At 58.2% G+C, this 17938-nt stretch carries 19 protein-coding genes and 1 pseudogene; 7 read left to right on the top strand and 13 right to left on the bottom strand.

What is annotated here, in order from left to right:
* The 3 genes from CFR72_RS12220 to CFR72_RS12210 all read right to left on the bottom strand — a co-directional run.
* Nucleotides 1–549 (bottom strand): IS5 family transposase (locus tag CFR72_RS12220; RefSeq protein ID WP_110914211.1); only part of this gene is annotated, 549 nt, incomplete at its 3' end.
* Nucleotides 550–1063: 514 nt separating this feature from the next.
* Complete coding sequence (locus CFR72_RS12215; RefSeq protein WP_244182287.1) at nt 1064–1687, bottom strand: YceI family protein; 624 nt, start codon at nt 1685–1687, stop codon at nt 1064–1066.
* A 31-nt stretch (nt 1688–1718) separates the two neighbouring features.
* A complete protein-coding gene (locus tag CFR72_RS12210) occupies nt 1719–2330 on the bottom strand; it encodes an FMN-dependent NADH-azoreductase (RefSeq protein WP_208630034.1) in 612 nt (203 codons plus the stop codon).
* A 165-nt stretch (nt 2331–2495) separates the two neighbouring features.
* On the opposite strand from CFR72_RS12210, the gene CFR72_RS12205 reads away from it, so the two are divergent.
* A complete protein-coding gene (locus CFR72_RS12205) occupies nt 2496–3407 on the top strand; it encodes a LysR family transcriptional regulator (RefSeq protein ID WP_110914204.1) in 912 nt (303 codons plus the stop codon).
* A gap of 120 nt (nt 3408–3527) precedes the next feature.
* On the opposite strand, the gene CFR72_RS12200 is transcribed toward CFR72_RS12205, so the two are convergent.
* From CFR72_RS12200 to CFR72_RS12190, 3 genes are all read right to left on the bottom strand, one after another.
* Nucleotides 3528–4355 carry an SDR family NAD(P)-dependent oxidoreductase gene (locus CFR72_RS12200; RefSeq protein WP_110914203.1) on the bottom strand — a complete coding sequence of 276 codons (828 nt, stop codon included), beginning with the start codon at nt 4353–4355 and terminating at the stop codon, nt 3528–3530.
* Nucleotides 4356–4474: 119 nt separating this feature from the next.
* Entirely contained in the window at nt 4475–4657 is a 183-nt protein-coding gene (locus CFR72_RS12195) for a hypothetical protein (RefSeq protein WP_110914202.1), read from the bottom strand.
* 64 nt (nt 4658–4721) lie between these two features.
* Nucleotides 4722–5705 (bottom strand): SDR family NAD(P)-dependent oxidoreductase, encoded by a 984-nt coding sequence (locus CFR72_RS12190; RefSeq protein WP_110914201.1) that lies wholly within the window; start codon nt 5703–5705, stop codon nt 4722–4724.
* Between the two features lie 134 nt (nt 5706–5839).
* Here CFR72_RS12190 and CFR72_RS12185 point away from each other — a divergent pair, with 134 nt between their 5' ends.
* On the top strand, nt 5840–6418 hold the full coding sequence (locus CFR72_RS12185) for a TetR/AcrR family transcriptional regulator (protein WP_244182286.1): 579 nt from the start codon (nt 5840–5842) through the stop codon (nt 6416–6418).
* A 112-nt stretch (nt 6419–6530) separates the two neighbouring features.
* Here the strand turns inward: CFR72_RS12185 and CFR72_RS12180 are convergent, their stop codons facing one another.
* A complete protein-coding gene (locus CFR72_RS12180; RefSeq protein ID WP_244182285.1) occupies nt 6531–7385 on the bottom strand; it encodes an oxidoreductase in 855 nt (284 codons plus the stop codon).
* Nucleotides 7386–7453: 68 nt separating this feature from the next.
* Here CFR72_RS12180 and CFR72_RS12175 point away from each other — a divergent pair, with 68 nt between their 5' ends.
* Nucleotides 7454–8359, top strand: coding sequence for an AraC family transcriptional regulator (locus CFR72_RS12175; protein WP_110914198.1), 906 nt, complete (start codon nt 7454–7456; stop codon nt 8357–8359).
* A gap of 80 nt (nt 8360–8439) precedes the next feature.
* On the opposite strand, the gene CFR72_RS12170 is transcribed toward CFR72_RS12175, so the two are convergent.
* The gene (locus CFR72_RS12170; RefSeq protein WP_208630033.1) at nt 8440–9405 is read right to left on the bottom strand and encodes a LysR family transcriptional regulator; all 966 of its coding nucleotides are present in this window, start codon (nt 9403–9405) and stop codon (nt 8440–8442) included.
* A gap of 50 nt (nt 9406–9455) precedes the next feature.
* On the opposite strand from CFR72_RS12170, the gene CFR72_RS12165 reads away from it, so the two are divergent.
* Nucleotides 9456–9764 (top strand): hypothetical protein, encoded by a 309-nt coding sequence (locus CFR72_RS12165; protein WP_167400377.1) that lies wholly within the window; start codon nt 9456–9458, stop codon nt 9762–9764.
* Between the two features lie 88 nt (nt 9765–9852).
* The gene (locus tag CFR72_RS12160) at nt 9853–10404 is read left to right on the top strand and encodes a DUF2867 domain-containing protein (RefSeq protein WP_110914196.1); all 552 of its coding nucleotides are present in this window, start codon (nt 9853–9855) and stop codon (nt 10402–10404) included.
* 114 nt (nt 10405–10518) lie between these two features.
* Here CFR72_RS12160 and CFR72_RS12155 read toward each other — a convergent pair whose 3' ends face one another.
* From CFR72_RS12155 to CFR72_RS12145, 4 genes are all read right to left on the bottom strand, one after another.
* Entirely contained in the window at nt 10519–11799 is a 1281-nt protein-coding gene (locus tag CFR72_RS12155; RefSeq protein ID WP_167400376.1) for an MFS transporter, read from the bottom strand.
* 109 nt (nt 11800–11908) lie between these two features.
* Complete coding sequence (locus CFR72_RS12150; protein WP_110914195.1) at nt 11909–12751, bottom strand: alpha/beta fold hydrolase; 843 nt, start codon at nt 12749–12751, stop codon at nt 11909–11911.
* A gap of 17 nt (nt 12752–12768) precedes the next feature.
* Nucleotides 12769–12939, bottom strand: coding sequence for a hypothetical protein (locus CFR72_RS17585; protein ID WP_167400375.1), 171 nt, complete (start codon nt 12937–12939; stop codon nt 12769–12771).
* An 83-nt stretch (nt 12940–13022) separates the two neighbouring features.
* A complete protein-coding gene (locus CFR72_RS12145; protein WP_208630032.1) occupies nt 13023–13562 on the bottom strand; it encodes a TetR/AcrR family transcriptional regulator in 540 nt (179 codons plus the stop codon).
* Between the two features lie 1075 nt (nt 13563–14637).
* Between CFR72_RS12145 and CFR72_RS12135 the strand changes: the two are divergent.
* Nucleotides 14638–15744 (top strand): annotated as a pseudogene (locus CFR72_RS12135) (MFS transporter); the annotation flags it as partial.
* 181 nt (nt 15745–15925) lie between these two features.
* Here the strand turns inward: CFR72_RS12135 and CFR72_RS12130 are convergent.
* Nucleotides 15926–17101, bottom strand: coding sequence for a PepSY-associated TM helix domain-containing protein (locus tag CFR72_RS12130; protein ID WP_167400374.1), 1176 nt, complete (start codon nt 17099–17101; stop codon nt 15926–15928).
* 236 nt (nt 17102–17337) lie between these two features.
* Between CFR72_RS12130 and CFR72_RS12125 the strand changes: the two genes are divergently transcribed.
* Nucleotides 17338–17847, top strand: a complete 510-nt coding sequence (locus CFR72_RS12125; protein WP_167400373.1) for a sigma-70 family RNA polymerase sigma factor — start codon at nt 17338–17340, stop codon at nt 17845–17847.
* The last annotated feature ends 91 nt before the right edge of the window (nt 17848–17938 follow it).

Genomic DNA, 17938 nt, shown 5'->3' with positions numbered 1-17938 from the left:
GGGAAAGCGCCTGCGTATCGCTGCCAGGACATCAACGGCCCCATCACGGTCCTGGATGTCGGCGGCATGAACGAGGAGAAAGATCAGGAAGCCGCAGGTATCAGTCACGATATGGCGCTTGCGGCCCTTGACCTTCTTGCCCGCGTCATAGCCCGAAAGCCCGCCGCTTTCCGTAGTTTTCACCGACTGGCTGTCAATCACGCCCGCGCTCGGGGAGGCTTCACGCCCCTCGATCTCGCGCAGGCTCATGACCAGCACCGTATTCATGACCTCGAACAGCCCGGTATCACGCCAGGCGTAAAAATAGCGCCTGACGGTCGAGACCGGTGGAAAGCATTTCGGCAGCAGACGCCACGCGCACCCGGCCGAGGCTATGTAGAGCATCGCGTTGACCACCTCGCGCATATCCGTCGTGCGCGGACGACCGCCCCGTTTCGCAGGGGGCACAAATGGCATGATCAAAGTCCACTCCCCGTCCGTCATGTCCGATGGATATCGCAAGCCTTCCCGGCTATACTCGCGCCGGGCAATACCAGTCCATGTCATCATTCACTCCATCTCTTCGCAAAGACGGATGAATCACAACAGGCTGGTATTGTTCAAAAACTTTCGGATCGGGCTCTAAGGATCGAAATCCAGTCGCTGAATGTTATGGATGAGGCGCAAGCGAGCACAGCTTCGAATAAATACATCCTCCATTCTACGAGGGGAGGAGCTCATTGATTGCAGTAATGGATCAGGCGCAGGCAGAAAAAAGTTCATCGAAACAGCCTGTTAAGCCCTCTTTGCTCTCAACTTGCGATTGCCGCAATTTGAGAGCCAATCCTGCCCCCGCAACCAGACGACATATAGAAAACCCCACGAAGCCAAAAGGTTCGTGGGGTTTTTGTTTGGCCGCATGGTGGGGCGTCGATAAAACACAAATAAATCAATGGACTGATTTCATAGGTTCAAATCGGAGCTGCCTAACACGCAACTAATTGCGATACCAGACGCCATAATCCAGTGAAGAATGAGCGTCAGACGCGTATATCGCTCAACAGACCATGGCGCTGATTGCTGTTTACTGCTGCAACTCGAACGCGCCGGCGATCGTCAGCGTCACGGTGTCACTCACGAGCGGCACGTACTGCTTCACGCCAAACTCGCTACGGACAATCGTGCCGGTCGCTTCAAAGCCTACGGTAAACATCTTGTCGAGCGGGTTGGTTCCGCTGCCGATCAGGCGGGCTTTGAGCGTGACCGACTTTGTCACGCCGTGCAGGGTCAGGTTGCCGGTGATATTCGCGGTGTTCGCACCGGTCCGGACAACCCGGGTCGATCTGAACGTCGCGTTGGGAAACTTGTCTGCGTCAAACCACTGCGCGCTTTTCAGTTCGCCATCCAGCTTCGGCACCGTGGTGTCTACCGACTGCACCGGAATCGTTACATCAAGGCTGGTGGCCGAAAGATGGGCGGGATCAATCGTGAGCGAACCGGATGCGCCCGTGAAAAAACCGGAGAAATTGCTGAAGCCCATATGCAAAAGGGTGAAGCCGACCTGCGTGTGATAGGGCTCGACCTTGTAGGTGCCAGCCTTCACCGCTGATGGGTCGGGGCTGGCAACCTGCTGGGCGGAAGCCTGTGAAACCGCACCGAATATGACGGCTGCCATAAAGGCGGACGTGGCGAAATGACGTTTGATCATGGGGCATATTCCTCTGAGATAAAACGGTATTTCAGACCGGAAGGCCGGCAATTTCGCCCTGGGCCTGCACAATGGCGGCGTCTTTTGCGTCCTGCCCCAGCGCCAGTCCTTCAGCGCGTATCCAGGTAACATTCGTCAGGCCGATGAAGGCGAGGACAGTGCCGAGATACTTCTCCTGATAATCCAGAGCGGCGGCCGGGCTGTTCCCGGTATAGATCCCGCCGCGCGTCGAGATGATGAATGCCTTCTTGCCCTTTGGAAGCAGACCTTCGGGGCCGGCCGCGCCATACTGGAACGTCCTGCCCGCCACGACCACGCGGTCGATCCAGGATTTGAGCTGGGCGGGAACAGATAAATTATACATCGGTACGCCAATGACGATGATGTCAGCCGCCAGAAGGTCATCGATATACCCGTTGCCGGTCTCCAGATCATCGGCAAGTGCAGCGTCCGTTACCGGCGCCCCCTGGAATGCCGCCATATGCTCGCCAGTCAGATAGGGGATGGGACTTGCAGCAAGATCCCGATAGGTGACGGTGGCGTCCGGGTGCGCGGCCTTCTGCTGCGCGACGGTTTCTGCCGAAAGCTGGCGGCTGACCGAATGGTTGCCGAGAATACTGGAATCAATATGCAGGATCTTCATCGTGGTTGTCTCCGCAGAGGAATTGGACAGGGCTTTTCTGTTACGCCCTGAAAATAGGTTTCTGATTGCCCTGAACATGATCCAGCATGTCCCATGGATTTATCCATCTATAAAGTCGCTATATTCCGATATATAATACCGGAAGAACCGATGGATTAAGACCCTATGCTGGACGGCGTATCACTGGATCAACTGCGTACCTTCATTGCCGCCAGCGATGAAGGCAGCTTCTCGGCGGCGGCCCGGCTGCTGCACCGGTCGCAATCAGCGGTCAGTGAAATGATCGCAACACTTGAGGCGCAGATGGGGATCGTGCTCTTCGACCGGTCCGGTCGTTACCCGCAACTGACGCCCGCTGGCCGGGTCCTGCTGGCCGATGCGCGCGGCGTGGTCGCGAATGTGGACTTCATGAAGGCGCGGGCGAAAGGCATGGCGTCGGGACTGGAACCCGAACTGTCGGTTGTGGTGGACGTGTTCTTCCCGATGGATCGCATTACGGCCGTGGCTGCGAAATTCCGCGAGACATTTCCGCACACGCCCCTGCGGCTGTATGTCGAAGCCCTTGGCGGCGTGTTTCAGCCGCTTCTCGACGGGCGGGCCAGTATTGGCATTGCCGGTCCTCTGCCCGATGTTCCCGCTTCCATGTCCAGCGAGGCGCTGGGGGATATCCGTTTCCTGATCGTGGCAGCCCATGACCATCCTCTGGCGCAGATTGACGGTGTTATTCCCAAGGAAGAACTGGCCCGCCACGTCCAGCTTGTGCTGACCGACCGCACAAATCTGTCTGCTGGCAAGGAACGTGGCATCATGTCCCCACTGACGTGGCGGCTCGCGGATCTTTACGCCAAGCATCATTTTCTTCTTGGTGGCCTGGGCTGGGGCGGGATGCCGTCGCACATAGTGCAGGCCGATATCGAAAGCGGCCGGCTGGTCGAACTCCGCATCGACAACATCTCCCAAGGGGGAGTGGATATGCCCATGACGGTCGTTTATCCCACGGCCGAGCCGCCGGGGCGTGCGGGTCGGTGGCTGATTGACAGGCTGAAGCTTTGCCCGGGCAAAACTGCCGATCAGTGATCCGGACTTTGAAAAGGCCGGTCCCGACCCGCCTCACCATGCGATCGAAACCGGCACCGACGTTCCTGAGGCCTAACTTATTCGTCCGTTAGCTTTTGCTAACCGGAGAGACATCATACATCAGTCTGCCTTCGTCGTGATCGAAAGGTCGTGCCACTTACGGTCATTCTCCGTCACGGCTTCGTCAGACCGTTTCACATATTCAACCGCATCGACACCAACAAGCAGTTCCATCGGTGCGTCCTCCCGGTTCGCCAGACCGACAATCAGGCTGGCGATCTTGGCGGGGTCCGAACTCTGATGGCCTGAACCCTCACGTATCCTCTTTGCAAAGGCCCCGACGGTCTGTTCATAGGGTGCGCTGATTGGCGGGATTTTCATGGACGAGCCAGCCCAGTCAGTTCTGATCCCGCCCGGTTCGATCGTTGTGACCCTGACGCCGAGCGGTGCCATTTCCTGCGCCAGAACCAGAGAGAAGCCACGCACCGCGAATTTGGCGGCCTGATAGGCACCCAGACCGGGAACCGTGATACGCGCGCCGACAGAAGCTATCTGGAAGATATGGCCGTGCCCCTGTTCGCGCAGGATGGGAAGAACAGCCTTGCTGACATAGACGACGCCAAAGAAGTTTGTCTGGACCTGCTGGGTAAAGTCTTCGATCGCCATGTCTTCGACCGAGGCCGTATTGGCATAGCCTGCATTATTGACCACGACATCAATATGGCCGAAGTGCTCTTTTGCCTGCAGGACAGCAGCCTGGGCTGCTTTGGCGTCGGTGACGTCAAGGGGCAGGGGCAATATGCGCTCGCCATATTGAGCGACCAGCGCATCGAGATCAGCGGGCTTGCGCGCCGTTGCAACGACGCTATCACCGGCCGACAGGGCGGCTTCGACAATGTCGCGGCCAAGACCACGTGAACTGCCGGTTACAAACCAGATTTTAGGCATATGCCTGTCCTTTCAATTGATTATTTACCCATCCGGACGTTCGTCCGACTGACCATCAAGCGCAGCGCCACTTTGCCCTGTACAGATCGATGTTCCCGGGATCGGCTGCGATACTTCTTTCAGTGACGCCCGGACAAAGGGCAGGCATCACTGAAGCAAAACTGTTGCTTGATGAAGTCGATACTGGTGCCGTCCTGCAGGTGGAAAGAAAACAACCTGAAGAATGACAAAGGAAACGCAACCTGCTGATCCACCAAGAATGCAAAGCGGATCGGCAGGCAGGAAATGGTCAGTTCATTCACAGGGGAGGGCCTGATCTGGCGGACATTGATGCCTCTTCAGATCAGGCTGTCATGCAGGCGGCGGTTACGATGCGAACCGCTCTCCCACCATTTCCTCGCTTTTTGCCCACAATGCCTCGGCATGGGCCGGATCGACGGCATAGGCGCGGACACCCTCATCAAGCAGCCCTTTGGGTGCGTCATTGGGAATGACCGGTGCGACGTGGCAGTCCTCGCAATAATGGCCGCCGACTGCATCGGCGGCAGCAACGACGCCAGCCCAGACCGAGGTCGCAGCACCCTGCGGGACTGTCTTGAACTCGAATGGCGGCTTGCCTGCGGCAGCCGCCTGCGCGTTGATCTGCGCCTCCATTGCTTCCAGTGCGCCCTCCGGCAGATAACGCACGAGTTCCGTCATGATCGCGCCGGGATGCACGGCAGTGGCCCGTATGCCCTGCGCCTTGTGCCGGGCATCGAAAGCAACCGCGAACAGGATATTGGCAGTCTTTGACCGGCCGTAAGCAACCCAGGGGTCATACGGTGTGTGTTCGAAGTTCGGATCGGCAAGATCGACATCCGAAAAACGATGCCCGGCGGAGGAAAGATTGACCAGGAGGGACCCTGCCCGCAGCAGGCCGGCAATCCGGTTGACCAGCACGAAATGCCCCAGATGATTGGTGCCGAACTGGGTTTCGAACCAGTCCTTCGTATGCCCGAAAGGGGTCGCCATTACGCCCGCATTGGCAATGACCAGATCGAACGGTTTGCCTGCCGCATTCAGGCGGTCCGTGGCGGCACGAACGCTGGCAAGATCCGCGAGGTCCAGTTCAAGCAGTTCAAGCGATCCGCCACCTTTTTCCTCATCACGCCGCACCTGTGCGGTGGCGTGTTCCGCCTTCGCAAGGTTGCGTACGGCCCCCACAACCGTGGCCCCGTGGGCTGCCAGCGCACGCGCCGTCTCAATGCCCAGTCCTGCTGAAACGCCGGTGACGAGGACGCGCTTTCCGGAAAGGGAAACGTCGCGCAGGACATCCTCGGTCGTGGATGTTGCGCCAAACTGCTGTGTCATAGTCTGTGCCATGATAGGCCTCCAGCATGCAGGGAACGCCATTCCTTGCGGAATGGGCACCCGGGGAGTTATGTGGAAGCATGCTCCGCTTATTTATATACGGAGCATTCATCCGTTTAACAAGAGGGAAAGACGTGAAAGAGGACCAGACGCGCCGGCGCAGGCCACGCAGCGATGGACGCAAAAATCGCGAACGCCTGCTGGAAACGGCCAGGACTGCCTTTGGATCAGGCGAAATCGACATTCCCCTGGATGAAATCGCGCGGCGTACCGGCGTGTGGATTGGCACGCTGTATCGTCATTTCGCCAATCGCGACGCCCTGATCGAGGCGGTCTATCGTGATGAACTGAACAGGCTCGCAGCGGCAGCCACCCGTCTGGCGGAGACTCATGCGCCCGTTGAAGCGCTGCGCGCGTGGCTGAACCTGTTTGTGGATTACATCGCGACCAAGCAGGTGATCGCCCCAGCACTAAACAGCCTTATTGGCGGAACGGACGCGATCTATGCGGATTCCCGCACCGTTCTCACCGCCGCGATTGGCGGGCTTGTCACCCGTGCGATAGAAAGCGGTGACATCAGGCCTGACATCGAACCGGTAGACCTGCTGTGTGCCCTTGGTGGCGTTTCGAACTACGCGACAGGTCCCGGCTGGGAGCCGCGTGCAAAACGTCTCGTTGATGTTCTGATTGCAGGCTCGCGGCCCGAAGGGTGAGCGTTTCGGCGGAGGGCAGGGCGGCAGCCTGTGACAGCCGCCATCCCGGTAACATGGCGCAGGGCGTGGTCAGGCCTGGACCACCGCCAGCGAACAGTGGCGTGCGAAAACGTCAGCCGTCCGTCGATCGGGTCAAGTCCTCCCAATCCGTAATTTCTCTTTCTAGGCGGAAGATACGTTCACGAACCAGACGCAGGGCGTCACTGCCCAGAAGGAGTTGCGGTGGGGGCGCGTCCGACGCAACAAGCTGAAGCACTGCGGCGGCGAGTTTCGCCGGGTCGCCCAACTGCCTGCCGTCCTTTTCGTGTCGAGCAGCCCGGATGGGATCGAACAGAGCATCATAGTCCGCAATCGAGCGCTCGGTCCTGACCATCGAACGTCCGGCCCAGTCTGTGCGGAATGATCCGGGGCACAGCGCCGTGACATGAACGCCGAAGGGCGCCATTTCGGCGCGCATGACTTCCGAAATCCCCTGTAGGGCGAATTTGCTGCCACAGTAATACGCTATGCCGGGCATCGTGATCAGGCCGCCCATTGATGTCACGTTCACGACGAACCCTCTGCGGCGTTCGCGAAAACGCGGCAGGAAGGCTTTGGCGACCGCGACCGCACCAAAGACATTGACGTCGAACTGGCGGCGCATTTCTTCGAGAGGGGATTCCTCCAGAACGCATTCATGTCCATAGCCGGCATTGTTGATGAGCACATCGACCGGGCCGTGGTCTTCTTCTGCCTGTGCGACGATGGCGGGAATGCGGTCGAACGCGGTGACGTCACAAAGGACCGCGCGGGCATCCGGTAGTCGTTCCAGTAACGAGGCCCTTGCGGTTTCTGACCGGACTGCCCCGATTACCCTGTGGCCCGCATCAAGGGCGGCTCGGGCAATGGCAAACCCCAACCCCGAGTTGGCGCCCGTGATGAAAAAAGTCTGCTCTGGCATGGTTCTGCTCTGCTTGATTGTATTCAAGCCTTGACCAATAATATCATATCGATACGTTCTCTATCGCATTTCCTCTGATTATCTTGCTCGATCCTATGAATCCTCAACCCGCATCGTCTCCGCTCCTCGCGCTGGCAGGCAGGCTCGCACCGCGACATGGCTACAACGCCACGCCCTTGCCTTGTATCCGCATCCTGCGTTCCGAGACCATTCTTGAAGATGTGCCGGTCCTTTATCGCCCCGGTGCAGTCTTCGTATTGCAAGGGTCCAAGCAGGGCTTCCTCAATGGCGAGGTCTACCGCTATGACGCCGACCATTACCTTGCGGTTTCGGTCCCCGTGCCTTTTCGGATGGCTTCGCAAGCTAGTCCCGAGCATCCTCTGCTCGCCATCTACTTCGATTTTGACCTGCATCTTGCCGCTGAAATCGTGACCATACTGGAAGGGCAGCTCGGCCATGACGAGAGGGAGAAGGCAAGAAGTCTGGTTTCAAGCCGGATGGTGCCCTCCATTGCTGACGTGCTCCAGCGTCTGCTTCATGCTCTCCATCATCCGCAGGAACTCGCCATTCTTGGCCCGGGATTGCTGCGTGAGTTGCATTATCGCGTCCTGATCGGTCCTCAGGGAGGCTCGCTGATGGTGGCGCTGCGTCGCAACGGCACGACAGGCAGGATCGTGCAGAGCCTGTCGCTGATCCGCGAACGCTACAATGAAGGATTGTCGGTACCGGAGCTTGCGGCAACGGTCGGTATGAGCGTTCCTTCCTATCACGCCGGCTTTAAGTCCCTTACCGGGAATACCCCGATCCAGTACATCAAGGCCCTGCGGTTGCACGAAGCCAGGCTGATGATCGCGCGGCGTAAGGGATCGATTGCTGCGATTGCCGCCGAAGTCGGCTATGCTAGCCCCGCCCAGTTCAGCCGGGACTTCAGGCGCCATTTCCGCCGCAGCCCCAGCGAGGAAACTCAATGGATGCGGGAACATCTTGGGGAACCGGTATAGGCCCGAAGCGAAAATCCCGCGCTCATGGTCGCCCGTTTGTTTGACGACACCTGGCAGGCGGACGGTGGCCGCCCGCACTTTTAAATCTGCCAGGTCGAAGGCAGGGCGGCAAGGAAGTCCATAACGATTTGCGTGCGCGCAGGCGTATGGCGTTTCTCCAGACGTACGGCAGAAAGAGGCGCCTCGGCGATCCGCCAGTCCTTTAATATCTCGACGACATGGCCACTGCGAAGATCATCAAGACCCAGCCACGCAGGTGCCCATCCGATGCCGAACCCGGCGCGAACGATGCTCCAGGCGGCCTCACCATCGTCGAAGACATGCTTGGGCCGGGGAACATGACGTATGGCCTTTCCGTCCACCGGTGACACGAAGCGCCAGTTGTCGATCTGGCCTGTCCCCTTGTTCCTGAAGCCGATCTGCCTGTGTCCTGCCAGGTCTGCCGGTGTTTCTGGCACGCCATGAAGCCGAAGATATTCGGGGGTGGCACATGCTATCCAGGGGAATGAGTATAGTTTGCGAGAGATATGGCCGGGCAGACCGACGAGACTACCGGAGCGGATAGCAAGATCTATGCCACGTGTGGCGAGGTCCGCCATTTCGTCCCCGAGTTGGATCTCGATATTGATTTCCGGATGCGCATGCAGGAACGCAGGGAGTTCGGGCATGATACAGGCGCGCGCAAAGGCTGTTGGAGCGGTGATCCGGACACGCCCGAAGGCACTCTGGTTTCCCAATTCAGCGAGTGACGTTTCAATCTGCTCCAGACTGTCCAGCAGATGACGACCCTGGCCAAACAGGCGGTCACCTTCATCCGTCAGCGAGAGGGCATGCGTCGTGCGGTGTAGCAGACGAACACCATGCTTTTGTTCAAACCGGGTCAGGGCCTTTGACATGGCTGAAGTTGTAACGCCCGCGCGGCGAGCAGCCTCTGCGAATGAGCCTGCTTCAACGATGCGCACGAACCACAAAAGCTGAAGAAGGCCCGGAGACAGCGACGGTGTGGACATGCAGTCAACACTGACATGAACGCTACTTAGCTTCAAGAACATCCTCATCCGCCACATATTAAGTTTTACTTAAAATGGAGAGAGAGATGAAATACCTGGTCTTACTGACGCCGGCTGCCGGCAAGAAAGTGGAAGACATCGCACCGCACATGGTTGCGGAGATCAAGGCGGTCTGGGAGTCTTATAATAATGGCGTGCTCCGCGAGTTCTATTTCTCGCCAAACCCGCCTGTCGTCACGCTGATCTACGAAGTGGCTGATGAAGCCGCTCTCCACTCCGAACTTGATCGCTTGCCGATGATTCAGGAACATCTGCTTGATCGTCAGGTGGTAGCGCTAGGGCCATTCGTACAGTTTCAGGCATTGTTTGATAAAAGCCTGTTGGGATCAGCATAAGGCAGTCAGTTCGGTAGGTCCGGATAATTGCTGGACCCGGATGAAGTCATCACGTTTCATACCCAGAATGTTCTTCTAGTGAAGAGAGATGAAAAAACATCATCCGTCGCATCTGATATCGAATGGTGCGGGCAATACTGTGCAGTTGGCCACTTTGCCTGCAGAAAGCAGTATTGCCAGCGCATTCAAGGACGCCGACCTTGTCGACTCCTTTAGCATAACACCTCATAATGATGTGCCCTACGACATAGACCTTATAGCGCGTATCATTTTTGATCGTCCTGTCTGGTGGGTTCGTGGCCTTCTGGCAATACGCGACAATATAGTCGCTCGCTTCGGTTTAAAAACAACGGATGAACTCCGATGTAAGGCGCGGGCGGAGGGAAATAAATCCATCGATTTTTTCCCGGTTCTTGCACGTAATGCCAATGAGCTTGTACTTGGTGAAAATGACCGGCACCTTGATTTCAAGATTTCGATCCTGCTCCGAATGCCAGTTAACAGAAGCGATTTCGAGGTACTCGTCACCACCGTCGTTCATTGCCACAATAATCTGGGTCGTCTTTATCTGGCCTTGATTAAGCCGTTTCATGTCCTTGTCGTTCGATCAAGCCTGAAACGTGTTGGAAGGAAGACCTGATCCATAAATCAGATCACGCGGTTCGAACCATGCTGTCCTCAGGCTACGCCGCGCGTGGATGGGCAGCGGCATCCGGTTCCTCCAAAAAACATGCAATATCCTTTAATGATTCGATCAGACCACTGTTTTCTGCAAGACACGACCCTTGCCAATGCTTACGGCAAGAAACGCGGCGATTACTCCAGCAACGCCCGCCAGGACAAGCATGTCCTGATAGCTTCCCTGCGCCTGTCGCAGCATGCCTGCGAGGGAGGCGGCACAGGCAGCCCCAATCTGGTGCCCGAACATGATCCAGCCGAACACGATCGGGGCAGAGCGTTCCCCAAATGCCATGTTGGACAGACGCAGGGTTGGCGGAACCGTTGCGATCCAGTCGAGGCCGTAGAATATCCCGAAGATCATCAGGCTTTCAGGAGAAAAATCGATGAAGGGTAGCGCAATCAGCGACAGCCCCCGCAGTCCGTAATAGGAAAACAGCAGCCAGCGCGCATCCAGCCGGTCTGTCAGCCAGCCGGACAGCGTGGTGCCGACAAGATCGAACATTCCCATCATGGCCAGGTATCCTGCCGCCGGAACTTCCCCGATGCCATGGTCAGCGCAGATTGCGATGAAGTGCGTGCCGATCAGCCCGTTCGTGGTGAAGCCACACACAAAGAAGGTCGCGAACAGAAACCAGAAGTCTCGTTTGCGCGCGGCCGCCAGCAGGGCCGTTATGGCCGTGCGTAAAGGGTTCTGGTCCGTATACCGCAGCGGTTCATGATCCGGTTCTGCCCCATGTGGCACCAGTCCACGATCCTCAGGGTGCTCTGGCAGGAAAAGGGCCACAAGGGGCACCAGTATCAGGGTGGTTGCGGCAACGGCCATGACAGGTGCCCGCCATCCGAAATGATGGGCAAGTGCCGCAAGGCCCGGCAGGAAAAGCAGTGAACCTGTTGCCGTGCTGGCGGCCAGCAGCCCCATGATCGTGCCGCGCCTGGCCACGAACCAGCGGTTCACCACCGTGGCGCCCAGCACCATCGCCACCGCACCCGTGCCAAAACCGGTCAGCACGCCCCAGGTCAGAAAGAACTGCCAAGGCTGCGTCATGCCCAGTGACATGAGCGTCGATAGACCGATCAGCAGCAGCGCACCAATCAGCATGCGGCGGATGCCGAACTTCTGCATGAGGGCGGCGGAGAAAGGCCCGACGAGCCCGTACAGGAATATCCCCACGGCGGCGGAGACGGAAATGCTGCTGCGGCTCCAGCCCAAAGCGTCCTGCAACGGCATCATCAGCACGCCGGGCGTGGCCCGGACACCGGCGGATACCAGCAGCGAGAGAAAGGTGAGCCCGACCACCAGCACGAAGACGTGCGGGCGTTGTGTTCCCTTGTTTCGGGGGAGGGAAAGCTTCATATGACTGACCGATAAGTTACGTTGTCCCGACCGTGGGTACTGATCGGTAACATCGTCAAGTTGCGAGTTTGGAAATGTCGTCTCACAAAGCGGCCTGGTTTCCTTAGCCTTAGACCCCGTGAAACCGAATGATCTCCCGCGCGATCCATTCCGGTTTCTCGTCAGGTACCCAGTGGCCGCAGTCGGGAATGACGCCGCCCTGCACATCATTGGCCACCAAGCTCATCGAGCGAAGCGGAATCTCGCCCATGCAATGTGATCCGCCATAGGCAAGGACCGGAATCGTCAGCTTCGTTCTCGCCAGTTCGCGGCTTTGCACTGCGGTTTCCGGAAAGGCGCGGTAGTAACTGAAACCGGCGCGCATTCCACCAAGCCCGCTATAGCAGCGGACATATTCGTCGATATCGGCTTCCGTGATCGAACGCGGGTCGAACGAATAGCGCTTGAAGAAGAAGCTGAGATATGCGCGCTCGCGCCCGGCAAGCAGCAATTCCGGCAGGTCAGCCTCCTGATGGAAGCCGAAATGCCAATATTCCTTCGATGCGTCATCGTCGCTTTCTATGCCGAGGATCTTGCTTTCGAGGAACACCAGACTCTTGACCTCGGCCTGATGACGGGCGGCATAGGCATAGGCCACCCGCGCGCCGTTATCATGCGCCACCAGGCGGATGGTTGCAAAGCCAAGCTGCCGGACGAGTGCGTGCAACTCGTCGGCGACGGTGTTGCTGTCGTAACCGCTGGCCGGACGCGAGGAATCACCGGCACCGCGCATGTCGACCGCGATCACTTCATGGCCTGCCTCGACAAGGTGGGGAATGACGCGATGCCATTCGTACCACGTCTGGGGCCAGCCATGGATGAGCAGCACCGGCTCACCCTGACCGGCGCGGACATAATGGAGGCGCACGTCACCGATCTGGGCCATGGCGTGTGTCAGGGAAGGTTGGGTCATGTCGTGTTTCCTGTCTGTCAGGCGTAGGGTGCGAAAAAGGCCTGACGTGCTACGAGCAGGGATACGGGCTGTTTCGGGACCAGATAGCTCTTGAAGGCGTTAGCAAGGCCATCCGGTAGAAGGGGAACGCCCGTTACCGAACCAAAGCCGGCGATAGGTTCGCTGATCGGAAATCCGGCAGGTTGCATGCGCATCATCCTTTATGTGATGCACAGCACATATATCGCTCAGTGCGTGTTCGCAAGGATTCTGTGACGGATAGCACATAATATCAGCGGGGGAGCAGGCGATCTACGAACAGTTCGGCCGCAGCGAGGAGCGTCGGTTGTGACGTGCCATCTACGGTTTCGATCGATATCCCGTTTAGGAACGCCATGACGCAGGTCGCGAGCGCCTTCTCATCGGCTTCGGGTGCCAGTTCGCCCTTCTGTTTCGCCTTCAACAGACGTTCTGCGAGCAGGATGCGGATGCGTTCGCGCTGGTCACGCAAGAAGGTGCGGACGGGGTCACTGACAGGTCCGAGATGACGCGCGCCGAGCACGATGAGGCAACCGCGTGGTTCGTCATGGCGGGTAAAGGTCTGGATCGTCTCGGCCAGCATCGATCGTAGCGCATCGCGCACGTCACCGTCACCGGTCAGCGCCCGCATGGTCGAACCGCCATCGGATGCGACGTACAGTTCGACTGCCTCGCGGAAGAGGTCTTCCTTGCTGCCAAAGGCGGCGTAAATGCTGGGCGAGTTGATCTGCATTGCATCGACAAGCTGCGTCATCGACGCACCATCAAAACCATGCTGCCAGAACACGTTCATGGCGCTTCGGAGTGCTGCGTCCCGATCAAAGGTACGCGGTCTGCCGCGTCGTGCTGCAGGCGTCTTCGTCATCCTGATCCCCAATATGTGCCGAGTGATACATATAGGTGAGGCGCCTGAAGAAGAACAGAACTGCTCTCATCCGCGCTTGCCAGGCCGGACCGGATGGTTCGTTCCGGGCTTGGCTTTGCCAAAGCCTGACTGGACGGATCCATCAATCTTGGCCATTTTTCAAACTCGATTATTTTCGGGATGCTTCCCCACGGTAATTGCTCGTTGGACCTCACGCGTAGCTGCCGGTCGCATATCTGATTCAGGTAACGTCTGATGGTATTGGCGCGCCCCTCTAGGACGAGCGCCTCGGCAGTTTGGTCACCGAAGGGGAGTAGGGATTGTGATCGGTACCACGTGAAAGTCTGTTGGGTTGAATCTGTCCATGGGTGGATGCGATTGAGGATCCGACCATTTCGCGTAATTTCGCCTCGGTGGAGGGGCGGCCGAGATGGGCGCTTTTGGAGACAGCATCACGCGCCAGTCCTTGGATTGCCGCCAATTCGCTCCTCGCGATATGTAGGAATTGCTAAGTCATGCTGCGGCGATCAGTCCGGACCGATCGAAGGCAGCAGAGGGGCACGAGGCCTCGGACATAACGTATTGCCTCACAAATTGGCCATTTTATGGGGTCTTATATGAGGCAATCTGCTTCTGACAAAGATTCTAGTTTGATGTGTTCATGCGCTCTGGCATGATAACGCTGTCATGCGGCGAGGCGCGGTATCTCGCGGTCCACCAATCGCAAATATCGTTGGTTGCCTTCCCCCGCAACCAAACAATTCCGTCTGATAAGACTAAGGAAAAGCCGTCCGTAAGGGTGGCTTTCTGCGTTTAAGTTGCCCGTGCAGGATGCACATAGGATGCACATAGGATGCACATAGGATGCACATAGGATGCAGATGGGAGTGAAAGCGCAGCGTAGATTGGACTTAAGTTAGGCAACATCACGATGACGTGATACTCGTCGGTAGTCACGTTGGTCAGTGAAACAGGCTGGACCTCCACGCCGTGTTTTTGCGGATCCCCTCAGCAACGGGGGTGCTACCAAGGGCTATTCACTGGCGCGTTCGAGGTCAGTAGCGTGACAGGACCATTCCTCGGCGGCGTGCTGACCACGCACTATCATGGCGCTGGGTGTTTCTGGTCAATCTGCCGATCGGAGACTGCTCGCCTTCGGGCTGATCATGCTGAGTCTGCCCGTCGGCCGTAGAGAGACAAGGCCCAGGATCGATTACCCAGGAGCTGCTCTGCTGAGCGTTGAGACCGCCGGATTCCTGCTGCTGTTCAACTCGCTTGGCACGTCCCTGCCATGGACCTCGCCACTGACATTTCTCCTGCTTGGGCTTATCATAACGCTGTTCGTGTTGTTCATCTGGCAGGAACGGCGGGCACCCGAGCCGCTCATCAGTCTGGATCTGCTGCGTATCCCGACTTTTTCCGTCTGCGTTACCGCGACCGGCATCATGTCTTTTGCGATGATGGGATCGATGATCTTGCTGCCCCTCTATTATCAGCTCGTCCTTGGGGAGACGCCAGCGGCGTCCGGTCTGATGATGCTGCCGCCGGTCGGCACAATGATGATCAGTTCGATGCTGGGCGGATATGTCTCATCCAAAACGCAATGCTACGCCCGTCTGCTGGCCATCGGGGTCGGTATCGAATTTACAGCACTCACCCTGATCGCGGTCTGCGCCCATCATGGTGCGTCAGCTTTGTTCTTCCTGCTCAGCCTCGGCGCTCTGGGCGTCGGCATGGGGTTGGCATGCCCAATGCGACGGTGATGATCCAGAACGCCGTGCCGCCCGGATCATTGGGCATCGCCACAGCCATGATGTCCTTTATCCGTTCGCTGGGCGGGTCGCTCGGCGTGGCGCTCTCGGGTGGCGTGATGGCGCTCACCTTGCAAAACCGGCTTCAGGCGCTGCCGGAGAAGATCGACGTACCGGCATTCCTGGAAACAGGTATGGCCGCGATCCGCACACTTTCTCCCGCTACGCACTCAGAGGTGACCGGGGCCTACAAGGGCGCGATTAGCGCCAGCCTGAGCGTAAGCAGCAGCTTCATGTTCCTGGAGTTTTTATTGATTGTCGGGTTGATGGTGCGTCAGGATAAAATAGGGAGTGAATAGGGAAGCTGCCGATATGATTTTATAGGCGCACGATGCGCGCGGAAAGCGTTTGCCTCGCGCTACAGCGAAGTCTATGGCATGACACTACCACATGATGCGGCAGGCGTGACCGTGCTGAGATGACACTGGCACCAGAATGCCACCATTCTGGCTTTTCATCTGCCTGTAGCAGCCTGTCGGACTATCTGGCCTGACGGGTCTGTCGCTTTCGTTGCCAGATCATGATGCCCGTTACCACCAACATGCATACGGCCAGACCCGACAGGCATATGAGGATACGGCCGCCAGGCCCGGCTATCCTGCCGCTATGCCATGGCAACTGCATCTGCATGACCAGATTGCCCGCAGCCCCCCGGCCGGGCATGTCACCTGCCGTGATCTGACCGGTTTTCAGATCCACGGTAACCATGGGACTGCCCAACCCGGAGGGTTCTGTTCCCTGATTGCTGAAAAGGTAGAACATGGCGGTCCCGCCACCCGGGTCCAGCAGCACTGCGGCAGGTCTCTCGCCGCTGCCATGAGCCTGCACGAAACCTGCGGCGAGGCCTTCCGCCTGATCAATCGTAACCGGATGGACCGGGAGCCGTGTGTCCGCCATGGATGGCGCGGTAGGCAGGATGGTCCGGATGACGGGATTGAAGACCTCATCCTCAAGCGCCAGCGCCACCCCGCTTATGGCAATACCCAGCAGGACAACCCATAGCCAGAGCGAGACGGCCCGATGCAGGTCAAACGTGATCCGTATGGAAGAACGCCGCAGGCTAATCGCCCATGTCTTACGCCATTGCCGCCAGAATGCCTGCCGCCATGCAGGCTGGTGCAACGGAAAGGTCAGGAAAAGGCCGACCACACAGTCAATCGACCACAGCATGGCCGAAATACCCATGACCCACATGCTCGCTTGGCCCAGATCAAGGGAATAATGAACGCGGTATATAAAAGACATCAGCACGCGACGGTTGAAGCAGCAGCCTTCGGCCGGGCGCATGCCCTGAATGCGCCCCGTGCCGGGGTCGAGAAAAATTTCGTTTTCAACCGGATCTTTCCTGCCCGCGACCGTTTCGGACGAATAAACCACGATCGCACGCCCCGCAGGGGGGCGGTAGAGCAGGGCGGTCACCTGCGTTTCAGGGCGCTGCAGCTTCAGCCGCGCCAGCAATGCTGAAACCGGCAGGGGATGTGCCGGGGCAGGGGCATGTAACAGGTCAGGATTGAGGGCCGCGTCAATTTCCGTGCGGAACACACTGATACTACCCGTCAGGCCCGCAATGAACAGCACGCCCGACAGCAGCAGCCCCGTATATCGGTGCAGGCGCACAAGGGCCGGACGAACGGTTTTCAGGGGCAGGACAGCCATCATGCATGCCTTGGCACGCCCGTCAGGGCAGGGCAATAAAAGAAAATAGGACGCGTTCGCATATCTGGCCGTCCGGTTTCCCAAACGCCCCGCCGAGGCACGACATGCATGAAAGCCCCGGATTATATCGAAACATCACAGTGCCATTCTTGTATTGATAATGATTCTTATGTTCATGTAAGGAAGGCACGCCCTTGTCCGGGCGCTGACGCACGTTGTCAAGGAACCTTCAGGCCGTGGCCTCGACCAATCATCTTCTGGAAATCTATCTGGCAAACCGGTCGCGTTTCGTATCCTTCGCCGTATCCATGGTCGGTTGTGCGGCACAGGCGGAAGATATTGTTCAGGATGCTTTTGTTCAGGTCGCATCCGTCAGGCGGCAGGGGATCATTTTCAACCCCGTCGCGTACCTGACCACGATCATACGCAATCTGGCGCTTGATCATCTGCGTGCCGCGCGCAGGCAGATTCCAACCGAGATCGATCATGCCCTGCTGGCTGATACGGGGGCGGGGTCGATATCGCCCGAAATCCATTACGGGCACCGACAGGAACTGCATACCGTGGCAAGTGCCCTGGCCAACCTGCCGCCACGCACCCGCCGCGCGTTCGAGATGTATCGCATCGGTGGCTACACATTGCAGGAAATCGCGACCGTTCTGGGTGTTTCCACCACGCGCGTGCATAGGATGATCCAGATCGCGCTGGTGGCCTGTGCCGCGGCCCTGCCAGACATGGAGCCGTAAAGATTTTTCCCTTACCGTTGAAAAACCGGCCCGTGTTCCGTCCCTGTTGCTGGAAATACATTCAACGCCACGGGCGCGGAACGAAGGGGAG

This window comes from Gluconacetobacter entanii, from assembly GCF_003206495.1.
Classification (GTDB): domain Bacteria; phylum Pseudomonadota; class Alphaproteobacteria; order Acetobacterales; family Acetobacteraceae; genus Novacetimonas; species Novacetimonas entanii.
This window is presented reverse-complemented; position numbering and strand designations above follow the sequence as displayed.

Bases quoted from the DNA above. Each gene is read 5' to 3' on its own strand.
- CFR72_RS12215 (WP_244182287.1), bottom strand. From the start codon at position 1,687: ATGATCAAACGTCATTTCGCCACGTCCGCCTTTATGGCAGCCGTCATA.
- CFR72_RS12210 (WP_208630034.1), bottom strand. From the start codon at position 2,330: ATGAAGATCCTGCATATTGATTCCAGTATTCTCGGCAACCATTCGGTC.
- CFR72_RS12205 (WP_110914204.1), top strand. From the start codon at position 2,496: ATGCTGGACGGCGTATCACTGGATCAACTGCGTACCTTCATTGCCGCC.
- CFR72_RS12200 (WP_110914203.1), bottom strand. From the start codon at position 4,355: ATGCCTAAAATCTGGTTTGTAACCGGCAGTTCACGTGGTCTTGGCCGC.
- CFR72_RS12190 (WP_110914201.1), bottom strand. From the start codon at position 5,705: ATGACACAGCAGTTTGGCGCAACATCCACGACCGAGGATGTCCTGCGC.
- CFR72_RS12175 (WP_110914198.1), top strand. From the start codon at position 7,454: ATGAATCCTCAACCCGCATCGTCTCCGCTCCTCGCGCTGGCAGGCAGG.
- CFR72_RS12165 (WP_167400377.1), top strand. From the start codon at position 9,456: ATGAAATACCTGGTCTTACTGACGCCGGCTGCCGGCAAGAAAGTGGAA.
- CFR72_RS12160 (WP_110914196.1), top strand. From the start codon at position 9,853: ATGAAAAAACATCATCCGTCGCATCTGATATCGAATGGTGCGGGCAAT.
- CFR72_RS12155 (WP_167400376.1), bottom strand. From the start codon at position 11,799: ATGAAGCTTTCCCTCCCCCGAAACAAGGGAACACAACGCCCGCACGTC.
- CFR72_RS12150 (WP_110914195.1), bottom strand. From the start codon at position 12,751: ATGACCCAACCTTCCCTGACACACGCCATGGCCCAGATCGGTGACGTG.
- CFR72_RS17585 (WP_167400375.1), bottom strand. From the start codon at position 12,939: ATGCAACCTGCCGGATTTCCGATCAGCGAACCTATCGCCGGCTTTGGT.
- CFR72_RS12145 (WP_208630032.1), bottom strand. From the start codon at position 13,562: ATGAACGTGTTCTGGCAGCATGGTTTTGATGGTGCGTCGATGACGCAG.
- CFR72_RS12130 (WP_167400374.1), bottom strand. From the start codon at position 17,101: ATGGCTGTCCTGCCCCTGAAAACCGTTCGTCCGGCCCTTGTGCGCCTG.